16 protein-coding genes are annotated in these 17,143 nt (G+C 57.7%); 13 read left to right on the top strand and 3 right to left on the bottom strand.

Features of this window, described 5'->3' with window-relative positions; genetic code table 11:
* The first annotated feature begins 158 nt into the window (after window positions 1-158).
* From truA to dedD, 4 genes are all read left to right on the top strand, one after another.
* Window positions 159-968, top strand: a complete 810-nt coding sequence (gene truA / locus ACFWHB_RS08595) for a tRNA pseudouridine(38-40) synthase TruA (protein WP_163148640.1) — start codon at window positions 159-161, stop codon at window positions 966-968.
* A 118-nt stretch (window positions 969-1,086) separates the two neighbouring features.
* Window positions 1,087-1,950, top strand: a complete 864-nt coding sequence (accD, locus tag ACFWHB_RS08600) for an acetyl-CoA carboxylase, carboxyltransferase subunit beta (RefSeq protein WP_025327347.1) — start codon at window positions 1,087-1,089, stop codon at window positions 1,948-1,950.
* Window positions 1,951-1,952: 2 nt separating this feature from the next.
* The gene (gene folC / locus ACFWHB_RS08605; protein WP_395949953.1) at window positions 1,953-3,209 is read left to right on the top strand and encodes a bifunctional tetrahydrofolate synthase/dihydrofolate synthase; all 1,257 of its coding nucleotides are present in this window, start codon (window positions 1,953-1,955) and stop codon (window positions 3,207-3,209) included.
* 277 nt (window positions 3,210-3,486) lie between these two features.
* The gene (gene dedD / locus ACFWHB_RS08610) at window positions 3,487-4,272 is read left to right on the top strand and encodes a cell division protein DedD (protein ID WP_395949954.1); all 786 of its coding nucleotides are present in this window, start codon (window positions 3,487-3,489) and stop codon (window positions 4,270-4,272) included.
* Window positions 4,273-4,384: 112 nt separating this feature from the next.
* Here dedD and ACFWHB_RS08615 read toward each other — a convergent pair whose 3' ends face one another.
* The 3 genes from ACFWHB_RS08615 to ACFWHB_RS08625 all read right to left on the bottom strand — a co-directional run bounded on the left by ACFWHB_RS08615 (window position 4,385) and on the right by ACFWHB_RS08625 (window position 7,937).
* Entirely contained in the window at window positions 4,385-4,741 is a 357-nt protein-coding gene (locus ACFWHB_RS08615; RefSeq protein ID WP_041204294.1) for a TusE/DsrC/DsvC family sulfur relay protein, read from the bottom strand.
* 154 nt (window positions 4,742-4,895) lie between these two features.
* Complete coding sequence (gene yccS, locus ACFWHB_RS08620) at window positions 4,896-7,031, bottom strand: YccS family putative transporter (RefSeq protein WP_395949955.1); 2,136 nt, start codon at window positions 7,029-7,031, stop codon at window positions 4,896-4,898.
* A gap of 249 nt (window positions 7,032-7,280) precedes the next feature.
* On the bottom strand, window positions 7,281-7,937 hold the full coding sequence (locus tag ACFWHB_RS08625; RefSeq protein WP_290029636.1) for a Bax inhibitor-1/YccA family protein: 657 nt from the start codon (window positions 7,935-7,937) through the stop codon (window positions 7,281-7,283).
* A gap of 314 nt (window positions 7,938-8,251) precedes the next feature.
* Here ACFWHB_RS08625 and ACFWHB_RS08630 point away from each other — a divergent pair, with 314 nt between their 5' ends.
* The 9 genes from ACFWHB_RS08630 (at window position 8,252) to ACFWHB_RS08670 (ending at window position 17,139) form a co-directional block, all read left to right on the top strand.
* Window positions 8,252-8,413, top strand: coding sequence for a hypothetical protein (locus ACFWHB_RS08630; RefSeq protein WP_395949956.1), 162 nt, complete (start codon window positions 8,252-8,254; stop codon window positions 8,411-8,413).
* A gap of 63 nt (window positions 8,414-8,476) precedes the next feature.
* Window positions 8,477-8,917 carry a hypothetical protein gene (locus ACFWHB_RS08635; protein WP_395949957.1) on the top strand — a complete coding sequence of 147 codons (441 nt, stop codon included), beginning with the start codon at window positions 8,477-8,479 and terminating at the stop codon, window positions 8,915-8,917.
* Between the two features lie 1,133 nt (window positions 8,918-10,050).
* Window positions 10,051-10,554 (top strand): transcription termination/antitermination NusG family protein, encoded by a 504-nt coding sequence (locus ACFWHB_RS08640; protein WP_395949958.1) that lies wholly within the window; start codon window positions 10,051-10,053, stop codon window positions 10,552-10,554.
* Window positions 10,555-10,639: 85 nt separating this feature from the next.
* On the top strand, window positions 10,640-10,930 hold the full coding sequence (locus tag ACFWHB_RS08645; RefSeq protein WP_395949959.1) for a FaeA/PapI family transcriptional regulator: 291 nt from the start codon (window positions 10,640-10,642) through the stop codon (window positions 10,928-10,930).
* Window positions 10,931-11,261: 331 nt separating this feature from the next.
* Window positions 11,262-11,816: a fimbrial protein gene (locus ACFWHB_RS08650; protein ID WP_111911536.1), complete on the top strand. Its 555-nt coding sequence runs from the start codon at window positions 11,262-11,264 to the stop codon at window positions 11,814-11,816.
* A 374-nt stretch (window positions 11,817-12,190) separates the two neighbouring features.
* On the top strand, window positions 12,191-12,685 hold the full coding sequence (locus tag ACFWHB_RS08655; protein ID WP_111911534.1) for a fimbrial protein: 495 nt from the start codon (window positions 12,191-12,193) through the stop codon (window positions 12,683-12,685).
* A gap of 9 nt (window positions 12,686-12,694) precedes the next feature.
* Window positions 12,695-13,387 carry a fimbrial biogenesis chaperone gene (locus ACFWHB_RS08660; protein WP_204356796.1) on the top strand — a complete coding sequence of 231 codons (693 nt, stop codon included), beginning with the start codon at window positions 12,695-12,697 and terminating at the stop codon, window positions 13,385-13,387.
* A gap of 12 nt (window positions 13,388-13,399) precedes the next feature.
* The gene (locus ACFWHB_RS08665; protein ID WP_395949960.1) at window positions 13,400-15,961 is read left to right on the top strand and encodes a fimbrial biogenesis usher protein; all 2,562 of its coding nucleotides are present in this window, start codon (window positions 13,400-13,402) and stop codon (window positions 15,959-15,961) included.
* Between the two features lie 68 nt (window positions 15,962-16,029).
* On the top strand, window positions 16,030-17,139 hold the full coding sequence (locus ACFWHB_RS08670; protein ID WP_395949961.1) for a fimbrial protein: 1,110 nt from the start codon (window positions 16,030-16,032) through the stop codon (window positions 17,137-17,139).
* The last annotated feature ends 4 nt before the right edge of the window (window positions 17,140-17,143 follow it).

Raw genomic sequence — 17,143 nt, forward strand, 5'->3', positions numbered from 1 at the left:
CCCTTTGCCGGTGATGAACACAGAGGGCAGCCCGCGGGCTGCCCTCTTTCATTTTGGTCGCCGGCACGGGATGCCGGCCCGAACTGGGACTTTTGGGCCCAAGGGCGTATAATCCGGCCCGTTTCTTTCATCCTTTCCCCACAAGACAAGATTCATCCATGCGAATTGCCCTAGGTATTGAATACGACGGCAGCCGGTACTTCGGCTGGCAGCGTCAGCGCGAAGTGATCAGCGTGCAGGCCGAACTGGAAAAAGCCCTCAGCCGCATCGCCAACCACCCCGTCTCCATCCAGTGCGCCGGCCGTACCGATGCCGGGGTGCACGCCACAGGTCAGGTGATCCACTTCGATACCGAGGCCAACCGCGCCGAGGGCGCCTGGACCCTGGGGCTCAACTCCAACCTGCCCCCTGACATCGCCGTGCGCTGGGTCAAGGAGGTGGACGAGAGCTTCCACGCCCGCTTCAGCGCCACCGCCCGTCGCTACCGTTATGTGATCTACAACCATAACTTCCGCCCGGCCATTCTCGGCAGCGGCGTCAGCCACTACCACGAGACCATAGACGCCGACCTGATGCACCAGGCGGGCCAGAGCCTGCTCGGGGAGCACGACTTCAGCACCTTCCGTGCCATCGCCTGCCAGTCCAACACCCCCTGGCGCAATGTGACGCATCTGTGCGTCAGCCGCTCCGGCCCCTACATAGTGCTCGACATCAAGGCCAACGCCTTCCTGCACCACATGGTGCGCAACATCACCGGCTCCCTGCTGCTGGTGGGGCAGGGCCTCAAACCGGTGGAGTGGATAGCCGAGGTGCTGGCGGCAAAGGATCGCAATCTGGCGGGGCCGACCGCCAAGGCGGGGGGGCTCTATCTGGTGGACGTGGATTACCCGGCAGAGTTTGGCCTGCCGCAGTTGCCGCTCGGCCCGCTGTGGCTGCCGGACTCGGCACCGGGTACGACCAGTTTTTAGTAACTGGGCCCGAAAATTTGTGGTTTAATGATCCGTCATTTATTGCCATCGAGCCGTAAGTCATTGAACAATCAAGGCCCGATGCGTTTTGTCAGGCACAAAAGCATTAAGGAATTCCATGAGCTGGCTTGAGAAGATCCTTCCCAAGAGCAAGATCACTACACCGCGTCGTCACAACATTCCGGAAGGGGTGTGGACCAAGTGTACCGCTTGCGAACAGGTGCTCTACCGGGCAGAACTGGAGCGCAATCTCGAAGTGTGCCCCAAGTGTGATCATCATATGCGGATCAGCGCCCGTGCCCGCCTCGAGAGCTTCCTCGACGAGCAGGGCCGCACCGAAGTCGGTGCCGAGCTGGAGCCGCAGGACATCTTGAAATTCAAGGATTCCAAGCGCTACAAGGATCGTTTGTCTGCCGCTCAGAAAGAGACGGGAGAAAAAGATGCGCTGGTGGTGATGAAGGGGACCCTCAAGGGGGTGCCGGTCGTCGCCTGTTCATTCGAGTTCTCCTTCATCGGTGGCTCCATGTCCTCCGTGGTCGGTGCCCGCTTCGTGCGCGCCGTCGAGGAGTGCATCAAGGAAGGCCGCGGCCTGGTCTGCTTCTCCACCTCTGGTGGGGCGCGGATGCAGGAAGCGCTCTTCTCCCTGATGCAGATGGCCAAGACCAGTGCGGCGCTCGATCGCCTCACTAAGGCGGGCCTGCCCTTCATCTCTGTGCTGACCGACCCCACCATGGGGGGCGTCTCCGCCAGTCTGGCCATGCTGGGTGACATCAACGTGGGCGAGCCCAAGGCGCTGATCGGCTTCGCCGGTCCCCGCGTCATCGAGCAGACAGTGCGCGAGAAGCTGCCGGAAGGCTTCCAGCGCTCCGAGTTCCTGCTGGAGAAGGGCGCCATCGATCTCATCATCGACAGGCGCGAAATGCGCAACCGTCTGGCCGGCCTGCTGGCCAAGCTGATGAACACTCAGGTCATCGAAGACTGAACATGAGTTCGCACATGCAACAATCTCAAAGCCGGTCGCTGGTCGACTGGCTTTCTTATTTGGAACAGATCCACCCGGTCAATATCGACATGGGGCTGGAGCGGGTCGGCGCCGTCGCCCGGCGCATGGGTCTCACCCGGTTGCCGTTCAAGGTGATCACTGTGGCGGGCACCAACGGCAAGGGCTCCTCCTGTGCCATGGCCGCCAGCATACTGATGGCCGCCGGTTACAAGGTAGGGGTCTACTCCTCGCCGCACCTGCTGCGCTTTACCGAGCGGGTGCGTATCGACGGGGCCGAGCTCTCTGACAGCGAGCACTGCGCCGCCTTTGCCGAGGTGGAAGCCGCTCGCGGCGAGATAGCGCTCACCTTCTTCGAGTTCGCCACCCTGGCGGGCCTGTGGCTCTTCTGCCGCGCCGCCCCCGATGTGCTGCTGCTGGAAGTGGGGCTGGGCGGCCGGCTCGACGCCACCAATGTGGTGGAGTCCGATGTGGCCATGATTACCTCCATTGCGCTCGATCACTGCGACTGGCTCGGGGATACCCGAGAAGCTGTGGCGGTGGAAAAAGCCGGCGTCTACCGCGCAGGCAAACCTGCCATCAGCGGCGAGCCCAATCCCCCAGCGACCATAGCGAGCGAAGCGGCACGCATCGGCGCCTCTTTGCGTCAGGTCGGCCGCGACTTCCACGGCGATGAGCACGACACCGGTTGGGATTATCACGGCCTGAATCACTGGCTGGGGCTGCCCAAACCGGCCTTGCCGCTGATGAACGCGGTCACAGTGTTGGCGGCGCTGGAATCCCTCGGTTTGCCATTGGCGGAGTCCGCCATCCGTGAAGGGCTGGCCAGTGCCCGGCTGGCGGGGCGGATGCAGCGTCTGCAAAGCGAGCCGCTGGTCATCGTCGATGTGGCCCACAATCCCCATTCGGCGGCCTATCTGGCGAGCCAGCTGCGCAAGATGCCCTGCTCGGGTGTGCGCCGCGCCGTGGTCGGCATGCTGAAAGACAAGGACATGGCGGGGTCGCTCGCCGAACTTGATGGCCTCATCGACCAGTGGTTCCTGGCCAGCCTCACAGGCCCGCGCGCCGCCACTGCTGAGCAGCTTGCCGCCGCCCTCGGGGACGGGCAGGGCCCGGCGGCGACCTTTGACGGCGTGAGCGTTGCTTATCGGGCTGCCCTGACCGCATCGAGTCCTGATGATATGGTCATCGTCTTTGGTTCGTTTTACACTGTCGCCGACGTGCTGGCGGCGAGCGTCTGAGCTGCCCGACCTGCTCTTCGCATCGTCGATGTCCGCAAGATTGCAGTTGAGTTTAAGTGACATGGGTGGAAATTAACTTGGCTGCGAGGTTGCAAAACAGCATGGCTGCTGGGGACCGTTCATCGTGGATGTCCGCAAGATTGCAGTTGAGTTTAAGTAACATGGGTGGAAATTAACTTGGCTGCGAGGTTGCAAAACAGCATGGCTGCTGGGGACCGTTCATCGTGGATGTCCGCAAGATTGCAGTTGAGTTTAAGTAACATGGGTGGAAATTAACTTGGCTTCGAAGTTTCAAAACAGATTAGTGGGGACCGTCATCCTGGTCGCCCTGGTTGTCATCTTTCTGCCGGACCTGATGGACGGCAACAAGCTGGAGCAGAAGGAAGAGGCGTTTGCCAAGATCCCACTGCGCCCTGAGCTTGAGCCAGCCAAGCCCGCCTTGCAGGTCTCTGCCGCCAGCACCCTGCCGGCCGATCACTTGGCGAGCCAGCAGCAGGCCTCTGCCGCCACCCAGTGGCAGGTAGAAGAGATTGGGGATACGGTGACCCTGGCCGCCAATCAGGCCACTGCTGCCGCCCAGGCACAGCCAGCGACCCAGGTTGCAGCCAAGCCTGAACCCAAACCCGTGCCCAAGCCCGAGGTGGTGGCCAAGAAACCGGTGGAGCAACCCAAGCCCAAGCCGGTGCCCCCCAAGCCGGTCGAGGTGAAGAAGCCGGTGGAGAGCAAGCCGCAGGTGGGTCAGATCAAGTCCATGGACGATCTCATCGCGAGCAAGATGACGACCCAGGCGGCGATCCCGGCACCCGCGGCGGCAGCCCCGGCCCAGGGCAGCTGGATCCTGCAGCTCGGCGCCTTCAAGAATGCTGACAGCGTCAATGCCCTGGTGGGCAAGCTGAGGGCGGCCGGCTACTCGGCCCAGACCTCGCCGAGAACCCCGGTGCAGGGGCAGATCAACCGGGTCTTTATCGGGCCGGATGTCTCCAAGGCCAAGCTGCAGGGCATGCAGAGCAGGATAAGCCAGATGACGGGGCTGAGCGGCTCAGTGGTGGCCTACAACCCCTGATGCGGGTTTGACGAACGCCGAACAAAAAAATACCGCGCCTCATTTCACAGATGGGCGCGGTATTTTTTTGCACCCGTTCAGGGTCTCTCGTGGCGAGAGGCCGGGCGGGTTTTTAGATGCACTTCACCGGCTTGGGCAGGCCGGCAATCTTGGTGGCCTGCTTGGCAGGCCCCTCGGGGAACAGTTTGTAGAGGTAGCGGCTGTTGCCCTTCTCCGGGCCGTACTGCTTCTCCATCGCCTTGACCAGGGCACGGATGGCGGGGGAGGTGTTGAACTCCAGATAGAAGGCCCGCACGAAGCGCACCACTTCCCAGTGCGGCTCCTCCAGCACTATGCCCTCCTGCTCGGCCAATACCAGCGCCAGCGCCTCGCTCCACTCTTCGCTGTGGCGCAGATAGCCCTTGGCATCGGTCTCGATGAGTTGGCCGTTGAAATGCAGCTGATGTTGTTCGGACGGGTGCTCGGACATGGAGGCTCCTCGGGCTGTCGGGATTGGGCGGGCATGGTAGCGTCTTGATCTTCGGCGAGCAACCGGCCAAGGCGCGCCAAGGCACAGAATTCACCAAGCGGGGCAGTCGCCCCGCCAGGTGAACGTTCTCTGGACTGTTGTCTTCCTTCAGCCGTCAGGCGTTGCCTTGCCGGGTGAGCAGTTGGCCGTCGTTGGCCAGCATCAGCAACTCATCCGCCAGCTGGCTGATGAGATTGAGCTGCTGGGTCAGCATCAGCTGTTCCTCGCTGCTGTCCGGGGCTATGGCCGGGCATGAGCCCTCGAGCTGGGCCGGCATCTCCCCCGCCAGATGGCCGGCGGCCCGCTCCAGGGTATGGCTGATGTGGCGGCTGATCTCATCAAGGCCCTCGATGGGCTCCAGCCTGTCGCGATGGGCCCCTAGGGCCGAGATGTAGGAGAGCAGGGCGTGGTTGCGCCAGGTGAGGGTGAAGCAGAGATCGAGGAAGCGGCGGCGTTTGCTCGGCTCAACCAGCATGCTCTGCCAGGCCATGGCCAGCTCGCTGTCGGCCAGGTGGGCGCACTTGCGGGCCACCCGGTAGTCGAGGGACTCGTCGCGCTGGCGGTGCAGGCTGGCGAGCACAGCCGACAGGTAGCGGGCGTTGGCGGAGAGGGAGTTGGCAATCAGGGTCGGCAGCCGCTTGTATTGCCAGTCCGGCCAGAGCCAGGCCACCAGCGCATAGGAGAGCAGGCAGCCGAGCAGGGTATCGAGCAGGCGCGGCCCCAGGATGGCGAAGCCGATGCCGTCCAGCAGGTTGAACGCCATCAGCACATAGAGGGTGATGAAGCAGACGGCGGCGCTGTAGTTGCTGCGCACCTGGGTGAAGAACAGGAAGGCGGCCAGCCCCATGATCCCCAGTTGCAGGTGCAGCTCGGGGAAGAGCCAGAGCACGGGTACGCCTATCAAGATGCCGGCGAAGGTACCGAGCATCCGCTGTACCAGACGGCGCCGGGTGGCGCTGTAGCTCGGCTGGCAGACGAACAGCACCGTCAGCAGTATCCAGTAGCCCTTGTCCAGACTGAACGCCTGCAGGATGCCGTAACCCACCACCAGGCCCAGCGACAGCCGCAGGGCGTGGCGAAACACCATGGAGTTCGGGGTCAGGTGCTGCTTTAGCAGGGTCAGCAGCGGCAAGGAGGCTGGCCTCGCCAGGGGCGGCAGGCTGGCGGGAGAGGAGGCGGGGTTTTGCAGCTCCTCGGCACTGGCCAGCAGCTCGTTGATGCTGGCCAGGTTCCGGCGCAGGAACTTCATCGGCGTCAGCAGGGTCTTGGGATAGTGCTGCTTGAGATGGGTGAACTCCAGCTGATCGCCGAGGGCCTCCAGGGTCCAGTGGATGCGCTTGTGATGGGCATAGGGCTTGTGTACCAGGATGGCGTAACCGAGCCGCTGACACGCTTCTGAGAGCTGCAGGAACACCTCCTGGAAGCCGTCCAGCACTATGCCCTGCTTGAGCTCTTCCTCCAGCTTGCTGTAGGGGTAGTGGCTGGAGGTGGCCCGCTCCTGGATCTCCAGCGCCAGCAGGTAGAGCCGCAGCAGGCTCGCGAGCTCGGGCGCCGCCTGATGGCGGGTGCTGAGGCGGGCGTTGAGCGCCGTCTTGGTCAGGTTCAGGGCATTGACCAGGTTGATGTTGAGCTGGGCCAGGTTGTGGCGAATGGCCTGTGCGCCGTGCTCGTCCGCCGGGAAGAAGCGGGATTTTTCCAGCAGGTAGCGGCCGAGGGCGAAATAGCTCTGGGCGAGCTGCTCGTGCAGTGTCTTGTAGGGCAGCAGCCAGAGCCAGACCAGCGACACCAGGCCGTACCAGAGGGCGCCGGCACCGAGCGCCAGCGGCTGGTAGAAGAGATCCGGCGCCTTGGCGGCCCCCAGCATGGTGTAGATGGCGATAAGCAGGGAGCCGAAGCTGATGGTGGCGTAGCGCTGCCCCAGCGCCCCCACCATCACGAAGATAAAGGTGGATCCCGCGAGCCCCAGGGCAAACAGCCAGGGGGTGGGGAAGAGGTACTGCACGCACAGGGAGGCAAACAGGAAACAGACCAGCGTCATGGCGAGGTTCTTGACCCGGCCCCACAGGCTGTCATCGGTTTCGGCGATGGCCCCCGCCACTACCCCGAGGGAGAGCAGCACGGTGAGCTGGATGTCCCCTGTGACCAGGGCGAAGGCGAGCAGCCCCAGGATGGCCAGCAGCACCTTGAGAGCGAAGTAGATGTGGCTGTCGGTCAGCAGACGGCGCAATAAACCTGAGAAATCCATGGGCATGCTAGGCACCACCCTTGAGCGAAATGAAATGGATGTGGCTATCTGTCAGCAGCCAGTGCAGCCAGCTTGAGAAATCCATGGGCATGGGATGAAGGCAACCCTTGAGCGAAACGAAAGCGACAGCATAACCCGTCGACAACGAAGTGGCCCTGATTTGGATCAGGGCCACTTAGCTTCATATCCTTGATTTGCAACTTATCCTGACAGAAACAGGTGCCAATAAAAACCCCGCCGAAGCGGGGTTTTTCATCAGTTGCGGTTGCCGCCAAGCAGGCTCAGCAGACTCAGGAAGATGTTGTAGATGGAGACATAGAGCGTCACTGTGGCGGAGATGTAGTTGGTCTCGCCGCCGCGCACTATCTGCTGGGTGGTCAGCAGGATGGCACCGGAGGAGAACAGCATGAACATGGCGGACAGGGCCAGGCTCAGGGCGCTCATCTGCAGGAAGATGTTGGCGACCATGGCCACCAGCAGTACCCAGAAACCGACGAACAGCATGCCGCCGATGAAGGAGAGGTCACGCTTGGTGGTCAGGGCATAGGCCGACAGACCGAAGAAGGTGAGCGCCGTGCCGCCGAGCGCGGTCATCACTATCTCGCCACCACCGTTGTTCATGTACATGTTGATGATGGGACCCAGGCTGTAGCCCAGCAGGCCGGTCAGGGCGAAGGTGAACACCAGCCCCATGCCGTTGTCACGGTTCTTCTCGGTCAGGAACATCAGACCATAGACACCGATGAGGAACACGGCCCAGTGCAGAGGCGGCATGTTCATCACGGTGGCAACCCCGGCCACCACGGCAGAGAAGCCAAGAGTGAGGGAGAGCAGCATATAGGTGTTGCGCAGCACCTTGTTGGTGTCACGTGTGGCACTCTGGGTGCCAGTGTAGATAGAACGGGTATCCATCTTGGTGTCCTCTTGATTTCCGGGGTGAGGCGGCAGATTCCGCTTCGTTAACGCATTGTATGCACTGAATGTGTGGATGACGAGCGCTGATTTCAAGCGCCCCCCAACTGTGTCGGCCTCTACTATTCCAGAGCAAAGATGTATTGCGCATGAACAAGAGGGTGAAGCAGCGCGAGCGGCAAGGGGCGGATGGATGTGCAGACCTTGGTGCCGGCTGGCTGCGGCGGCTACTCAGTGTGTGCCCGCCCGTGCCGGGAGACCTGTCTGGGCGAATAGCCAAACAGCTTGCGAAACGCCGTGATGAAGTTCGCGACATGGCTTTAACCAGCGTGCTCGGCGGCCTCCTGCAGCGAGATGCTGCGCTTATCGAGCGGGACTATGGCACCGCCTCGCCGGCCCTGCTGGTGGGCCACTCCCTCGGGGGCCTGCTGACGCTGGATGCGGTGGCCAGAGACAGCGGCCAGTTCCAGGGCTAGATCGCCATCGATGCCAGCCTGTGGTTCGATTATCCGGCCAACTACCAACGCATCGAGCGGGCCTTGCTTGCCCCGCTCAAGCACCCCGCCTCGCTGTTTGTGGCTGTGGCCAACAACCCCTTCACGCCGGGATTTGGTCGATCCGAGTTTCACCGGGATCAGTTGCGGCAGTTTGCCCTAAGCGTGGCGGCACGCCCCGGTCACAACCTGCACGTCACCAGCCGCTACTTCGAGGAAGAAGACCACCACTCTGTCTATCACCTGGCGGTCTATCAGGGGTTGCAGCAGCCGTTTCGGGGCTACCGGCAGGATCTGACCCCGGGCCTCTTCAGCCGGCAGGCTGTCATCACCCACTACGTGGCCCTGAACCGGCGGCTTGGCAGCCAGCTTCGCCCCCAGAAGAAGAGCCTGCAGGCTATCAGGGAGAAGGGCGAGCGCTGGCCCCAGATGCAGATCTCCGTGGCCGACGCCGACGCGCTGCTGGAACACTATTACGGGCAATGAGCAGGGGATGGGCAATCAATAAGGGTAATGAAGGCGGGCAGTTAAGGTGGAGAGTGGAGGCGAAGAGTGAAGGTGAAGAGTGGAGGCGGACAGCGACGCCCTGCGGGGCTGGGCCCGGCCATTTTCGGGTGGCCGTTTGTACGCAACCGGGCGCGGGATCCGGCCTTCTTGTCTTGTCGGATGGCGCCAGGACAGGCGCCGCTTCACTCATAGACCCGGCCGAGGTTGTCCGGGCTTTGCTGTGTCCGCCGCTCCCCGCATAGGCCGCTTGGCCTGCTGCGCAGACAGACCCGCAAAGGGCCTTTTTCTTGTCGGCGCCCATCACCCAGGTGCAACCGACGTGTAAATGCAGAGCGATGAGGGTCCTGATCTCTCACGCCATGGTCTCGTTCGATCGCCCAATCTCGCCTCACCGCTCCCCCAGTGGATGTCGCCTGAAGCCGTTTTAGTACGAACCGCTGTATGGCGTCATGCATGGAAGAAACTCGCCAGCCGGCCCCGGATATGGATGACAAGAACAGCTGCAAGCGATGGAGAAAGGAAAATGGGCGGTGGTGCAGGTTATTGAGTCTGTCGAATTAAGGCCTCAAATGCTCCCTCATTCTGAGGCGATATATTTCATTAGCAAATTGTTATTTTAATGTTAACTAATCACAAACTAATTATTATATCCATGAGCCAGCTTCTGAATACCTTAATTTAAATTTCATTAAGTCAGAGTTCAGTTATTACTTATAAAAAACAGCTTTTTTCTGATCGTAAACGTTTTTTTATCGGCTAATCTCGATCGAATGTATCGAGGGATCGTTCCCATAGAAAGATTATCTGTTGCTATCAATGTCTTGTTTGGACTTTAATGCTGTTTTTATTGTCTTTGTGGTTTTTTGATCTGCTCGATTGCCTTTTAATTCATCTATTTGATGGATATTATGTGGGTGTCAGAGTTTAATTCTGTTTACGAGCCTCGATTGGAATTATTTCAATCGAGGTGAGGGCATGAATTGGAACTCTCATATTGTCACCGAATTCATGTCGTCTAGATTGTGCTCCCGGGTACGATTTTGGCGGAGCTTACCCCTTGTTGCCGGTTTTCGGTGCGCATCCATCGATAATGGGTATGGGAACGAATCACTGTGGAGCGATGGTATCTGGCCTGTCACAAGACAGGAAAACATAATGCACTCAGGGTTAAAGCATTTCTGGCACATCTGAATATTGAGGTGCTGATACCCCAGATTCGCATGCATCAGCCGAGGCTGGATCGCCCTGGTCAAATAAGGTCCGTTTGGGAGCCATTATTTCCAGGCTATCTCTTTATTCACTTCGATCCTGAGACACACCATACGTCGAAAGTGTCGGCTTGCCCTGGCTTGAGCCACCTTGTGCGGTTTGGCGGGGTGATAAATCCTCTGCACGAGGCCGTGGTCGATGAGGTCCTGCAGTTGGTGTTGACGGTAAATGTGGAGGCAGACGAGTCGATAAAGCAGCTCGTGAGCCCTGAGCCCCAGGCTCAAAAAGCACCAACCTTGACGGAGTCACAACGCAGGCAGATAAGGCGGGTGATGGCGGAAAAAAATGGGGTGACACGTTCGGCACTGTTTTATGCATTTGTCGAGGCGAGTCGATGCTGCCCCTGACAATTGAAGTTATATAGCTGATTAGGTGAGTCTGTATTTGATACCCAGAACATCAGCCATCAAGAACCTGGTAATCGAGCATATTGTGAAAAAGAGTGACGTCAAAAAACAGAAGATTTATGGTGCGTTGCTGGCGTTATGCCCTGCGGTGGAAGGAAATATCCCGCCTTATGATGACTGGCCCAAGACGCGGGAAATTGCAGATGCGTGCAATGAGACCATCTATTCAGCGAGGCTCTACTTGCTGGCACTGGCAGATGAGGGGGCAGTTTATTGTTCATATCAAAACGTGAATAACTCCCTGCGCTGGTATCCTATATTGTGCAAGGACGAACTGCCTGATATAGAGCCTGTCATTCTAACGCCACTAGCATGATCCATATATGACAGCATCCAATATGTGGATGCCGTGATGATGTCTCTACTCTCCATTATATGTTCATTCTCCCCCCGAGAGGGAGGCTTCTTGCTGGTATTGATAACCTACTGCCGCGGCGCTGATTAATGGCGCCATGGAGCAAAATAATGATTACAGTTTAATAAAACAAGATATATCAGGGAGATATATTTTCAGGGTGACTTTTGTCAGTGACATAGACGTTTATTTACTGCTAGGTACTTGCCAGATGTATATCAATGCTCAGGATGTATTTTTCTGAGAGATAGACTTTGGCGCTTATTAATTTACACATTCATTTGAGGTTTTTATGAAAAAGTCCCTGTTGGCCATGGCCGTTGTGCTCTCCTCTGGTATGAGCCTGAATGCATTCGCTGCCGAACCGGCGACAATCGTGACCGGTGGTACCGTTTATTTCAACGGTGAGGTTGTCAATGCGGCCTGCGCGGTGAGCTCCGACTCCCTGGATCAAACTGTTTATCTGGATCAGGTACGCACTGCCGCCTTTAACGGCGCGGCGGATGCGCCTGCAAATCAACCGGAAAATTTCGAAATCAAACTGGTTGACTGCGATACGAGTGTACAGGCCACGGCCGCAGTGTCATTCACGGGCACCACAGCCCCTGGCAAGACCTCTGTGCTGGCCAACTCGGCGGGTTCTGGTGCTGCACAAGGGGTGGGTTTGGTGCTGATGGGGCCGGACAGCGAGGTGCTGGAGATCAATACCGGTGTACCCTCCAGCAAGGTGACCCTCGTAGATGGCACCACAGTCATACCGTTGTCGGTCGACTATATCTCCACCAGCACTGTGGTCACACCGGGCCCCGTCAGCAGCGTGGCCAATTTCAACGTGCATTACGAGTAAGGGAATTGGCTGGGTGGCTCCTTGTCGGAGCCACCCATTCCGTTATGTCCCAACGTTAGATTGCAGGGTGTCTCGGTATCGGGGGGGCAGTCGTACAGGCACTTGCTGTCACGCAATGACACTCCTCTTTTTGTTTACCCGCGGTACTTCCGTCTTCCGAGAAGGCAATGGGGTACTGGTATCACCGGCAGCCTTCTTGATTGATGAATGCCCATGGTCGGTTGACGGTCTGGGGTCGAGAGAGCTGGCAGCAGGGGAGCCGGGTGCAGGAGTCGAGGCACCTTTTTGGTGAGTAGGGCTCTGCAATCTATTGGGTCATCGCCTTGTTATCGATCGTTTCGAAGGGGCCGTCGGTGCTAAGAGCATTGCAAGGGATGTCGCTGTCCATTCTGGTCGCCATGACGCCATTGGGTGTCGCGGCAGAGGGGGGCAAGCGAGTACGAACTGCCGGCGATGTGAACCTTGAGGGGCGCGTCGTTTATTCAACCTGTGCCATTGGCGCACCCGAAACAGCGCAGCTGATATCGTGGCAAGAGGGGCGAATCACGTCCACAGAGTGGACCGATGCCAAGTTGTTTGATATTCGGCTGAGCGAATGCACCTCTGCGGTCAGTCAGAATGTGAGTGTCCGTTTTAGCGGTGTCGAGGATGAGGGCACAGATGATGTCGGGAGATCGAATGAGGTTGAAGAGGGGGCCTGGAATTGGTCCGATGGTCGGGTGGTCATTCAGGTTGCCCATGATCCAACACTCTTGCGTTTCGTAAATGGTCCCGTATTCCGGTTCCACTCCAAATTCAAATTTTTGGTGCCCATGTCCAGTGAGTCACCGGTCAGCGTTCCAGTATATTTTTTAGTCGCCTATCCTTGAGAGGTATTTATGATAGCGCACAAAAGCATGCATTCACTTTTTATAGGGGCTGCCCTCTATTTCATCAGCACTGCCATTCATGCGGGTGGTGTGGTGCTGGGTGCCACTCGCGTTATATATCCTCAAGGCAATAAACAGGTTTCGTTGGCCGTGACCAACACCGATGAGAAGGCGCTTTTTTTGATTCAGTCCTGGTTCACGGATAGTGAGGGAAAAAAAAGCAATGACTTTGTGGTCACGCCACCATTGTTTAAATTGATGCCGAAAAAAGAGAACACCTTAAGAATTATTTATGTGGGGGCAAATCCGCTGCCCGCCGATCGTGAAAGTGTTTATTATCTCAATGCCAAGGCCATCCCTGCTGTTTCAGAGGCGGCTCAGAATAGTAATACCCTGCAAATTGCCACCCAGAGTGTCATCAAGTTGTTTTATCGACCCCAAGGGCTGGCCGTGCCACCGATAGAGGCGCCCGCCATGCTGCGTTGCAATCTCGAGGGCAGCATGCTGACGGTTCGCAACCCGTCGCCCTATTTTGTCACCATGGTCAATCTGCAGGTAGGAAAGACAAGAGTCGCCAACATGATGGTCCCACCATTGGCGACTGAGCGTGTCGACGTCGACAACTTGACGGGGGATGTGACATTTCAATCAATCAATGATTACGGTTCTCAAACCAAGCCGTCCATTTGCCCTAAATCGTAATGGATGCAAGCCATGTCGTATTCGAAGTCACTGGCCGTATTATTGGCGGGATGGGGCCTGCTCTCTGATGCTCAGGCCGATGTCCAGTTTAATCCTGCATTCTTGTCAGGTGATCCGTCCTCGGTGGCGGATCTGGCTGCATTTGAACAAAACGAACAGCTACCGGGAACCTACCGGGTCGATATATTTCTGAACGATCAGTTTGTGGATACCAGAGATGTGGTGTTCGCCGTCAGCACATCCAAAAAGGATGGCGATGGTTTGCGGCCAGTGCTCTCCGTCGATGATCTGGTTGCCTTCGGCGTCGATGCGCAAGCGCTGTCAGAGGGGCAGCCCGCCGTGGGGGAGGAGATGGCCGGGCCTGTCGATATTCGGGAGCTGATCCCCGGTGCCGATTATGTCTTCTACTTTGAGCGTTTGCGGCTCGATGTGAGTATTCCGCAGGCTGCCATGAGTCGGCGCGTGCTGGGTGAAGTCTCGGAAGAGCTGTGGGATGAAGGTATCAACGCGCTGATGCTGAACTACATGTTCAGTGGCAGCAACAGCGTAGGCAAGGAAGATATAGGTGATGACAGCTTTGTTGCACTCAACACCGGTATCAATATGGGGGCGTGGCGGTTTAGAAATTACTCGACCTGGAACAAGGGTGATGAATCGAGCGAATTGCAGAGTGTGAGCAATCATATTACGCGGGCCATCATCCCATTGAAGAGTGAACTCGTCATAGGTGATAGCAGCACCCTGTCCGACATATTTGACAGCGTGGGTTTTCGTGGCGTGCAGCTGGCATCAGATGAACAGATGTACCCCAGCAGCTTGCAGGGATATGCACCCACGGTACATGGCATTGCGAAGAGCAATGCCAGCGTCACCATCAAGCAGAATGGCTATGTGATTTACCAGACCCATGTTCCTCCGGGTCCATTTCTGATTGAGGATCTGTTTGCGACCTCGGCCAACGGCGACCTTGATGTGGAAGTGAAGGAGAATGATGGCAGCATCAGCCATTATGTTGTGCCTTTTGCATCCATTCCAACCTTGCTCCGTGAAGGTCGGGTGAAATATGACGTGACGTTAGGGAAATATCGTTCTGGCAGCGATATGCAGGAAGAGCCTGAGTTTATTCAGGGTTCCCTCGCCATGGGGGTTCAGGAAACGGTGACGCTCTTTGGCGGAACACAATTATCGTCGGATTATTACTCCTTTGCGGTGGGGATTGGCAAAAACATGGGGGACTTCGGTGCCATCTCGGCCGAGTTATCCTATGCAAATACGGTACTGCCGGATGAAAGCGAGACACAAGGACAATCCTTCAGCCTGCTTTATGCCAAATCACTGGTGGACCTTGGCACTGATGTGCAGCTACTGGGGGCCCATTATTCTACGCAGGGATATTACACCTTCGCCGATAGCACCTATAAATCCATGTCTGGTGATCTGGATGACGGTAATAATGAGTCGGACGATTCTGGCCATGATGATGAGCCAGTCAGCCGCTATGACCTCAATTATGCCAAGCGCGGCAGGTTGGAGGGCAGCATATCCCAGCAGATAGGGGATGCCGAGTCGGTCTATTTGAGTGCGCGAGTGCAAAATTATTGGGAAACCGATGAAGAGGACAGATATCTGCAACTCGGTTATTCCGGTGTGTGGAAAGACATCACTTACTCACTCGCATACAGCTATAACCAGAGCGCCTTTGAACCTGAAGAAGACAAGGTCATCTCGCTGAATATTTCCCTCCCCGTCGGGCGATGGCTGGCAACCTCGGATGATTACGCCTCTGCCTACGCTGATTATGGTGTCAGCTACGATGCGGATGGACGGACGACGAACCGGATTGGGCTGAGCGGGACCGCCTTGGAAAATAAGAACCTGAATTACAGCGTTCAGCAGGGATATACCAACCAGGACGTGGGATCCAGTGGCAATGCACAGATCCAGTATCAAGGCGCCAGAGGCGATATTGAGCTCGGATATAACTACAGCGAGGACAAGCAGCAGGTGACCTATGGCGGAACTGGCGGTGTTGTGGTGCATGCGGGCGGCGTGACCTTCAGCCAGCCACTTGGCAACACCAATATTCTGGTGGCGGCACCGGGTGCCGAGGGGGTCGAGATTGAGAACACCATAGGCACTGTCACCGACACCGATGGCTATGCCGTCATCCCTTATGCCTCTAGCTATCGCCTGAACCGCGTCGCGCTGGATGTGAATTCGTTGCAGGACGACGTGGAGGTGGATGAAGCCGTCGCCATGGTGGTGCCGACCGATGGCGCTCTGGTGCGTGCAACGCTTGAGACCAGGAAAGGGATCAGAGCGCTGTTTGCGCTGACTTTCGATGGCAACCCCGTTCCCTTTGGCGCGCGTGTTGTCAGCGAGCAGGAGGGCGTATCGGGCATTGTGAGTGAGGAGGGGGTGGTGTACCTGGCTGGTCTGGCTCCCACAGGATCCCTGGATATCCGATGGGGTGCCGGGCAGGATCAGCGCTGCGGGGCCGATTACCTGCTGCCGGAACCGGCGAAGCAGGCACCCATCACCCGGTTAGCCATAGCCTGTCATCAGAATAAATAGACGCATCGTCAGTGTTTCTCCTGAATGCTTGATAAATATTCCTGTTATTTAAATGAAAGGTGTGAGTAATGAGGGTGTGTCATTATTTTTCAGGTGACCAGTGGGCCTATATGGGTGGCAAGAGTGCATTCACCGGGTTGATACGTTTGGCCATGATTTCTGGAATATGGGGAAGCATGATGGCGAGTGTATTTCATGTATCCACCGTCTCGGCCAAGACATATCTGGGGCCACCCAGTGGTCAAATAACCATAACGGCACCAGAGAATAATTCCGAGGCTTATCTGGTGGCGAATGCAGGATTGACAGCCGCCAATGTCTGCCACCCAAGTGATCCCACGGTCAAAGATAGAGAGGGGAGTTTTTTCAGCTATACCGCGGCCACGGCTCATACCGTCGAATTTAATGGAAAAGTACATACCCTCATGTCAACGGGTAATCCCTATTTCGGGGTCATAGTCCCGACCAGGGATACCTCAGCCCCAGACAGTGATGCCGTCCCCCTTGCCTGGACGTTCACGACCTGGTATCCGACTCCCAACGCCACGCGGGCACCTGGCACCGATGCCATTGATGCAAGATTTCGTTATGTCTTGTATGCCATGCCCGGTGAGTTGCCAGCAGGCAGTTATGTGATTCCGCAAATGGAGGCGTTTTTGGGTGTTGATTGCCGAGATGAGGAAGGGAGGACATATCAGGATCGCGTCGGGCAGCGGGCCTTTACTGTCAATGTCGCCGCCCGGGGGTGCGACGTGACCTCTCCGGCGCATACCTACATCGACTTCGGCGAGCTGAGTTCCCGTGATTTCTCCGCCGTTGGCAGTACCACCAGCACTATCCCCACCATGATCAGCTTGCAGTGCGATCCCAATGTCGAGATCCACTTCACACTCTCGGATCAGACCAACCCGAGCAACAGAACCAGCATCGTAGAGCTGACTGGCGACAGTACCGCCCGTGGGTTGGGGGTTCAAGTGGTCAATCCAGGGAGCGGCAAGTTCTATTCGCTGGGGCCCGATGACGCCAGCAACCACGGCATCAATCAAGTCTGGCTGGGGCAGAGTGGTCCCCAGGGTGGCACATTCAACTTCCCCCTCGGCTTTCGCTATATCCGGACCGGGGAGATGACGGCCGGTACGGCGACGGCCCTAGTGGGTGTCACTTTATCCTATCAATGAGGCG

The organism is Aeromonas mytilicola subsp. aquatica (assembly GCF_044336385.1).
Classification (GTDB): Bacteria; Pseudomonadota; Gammaproteobacteria; order Enterobacterales; family Aeromonadaceae; genus Aeromonas; species Aeromonas rivipollensis.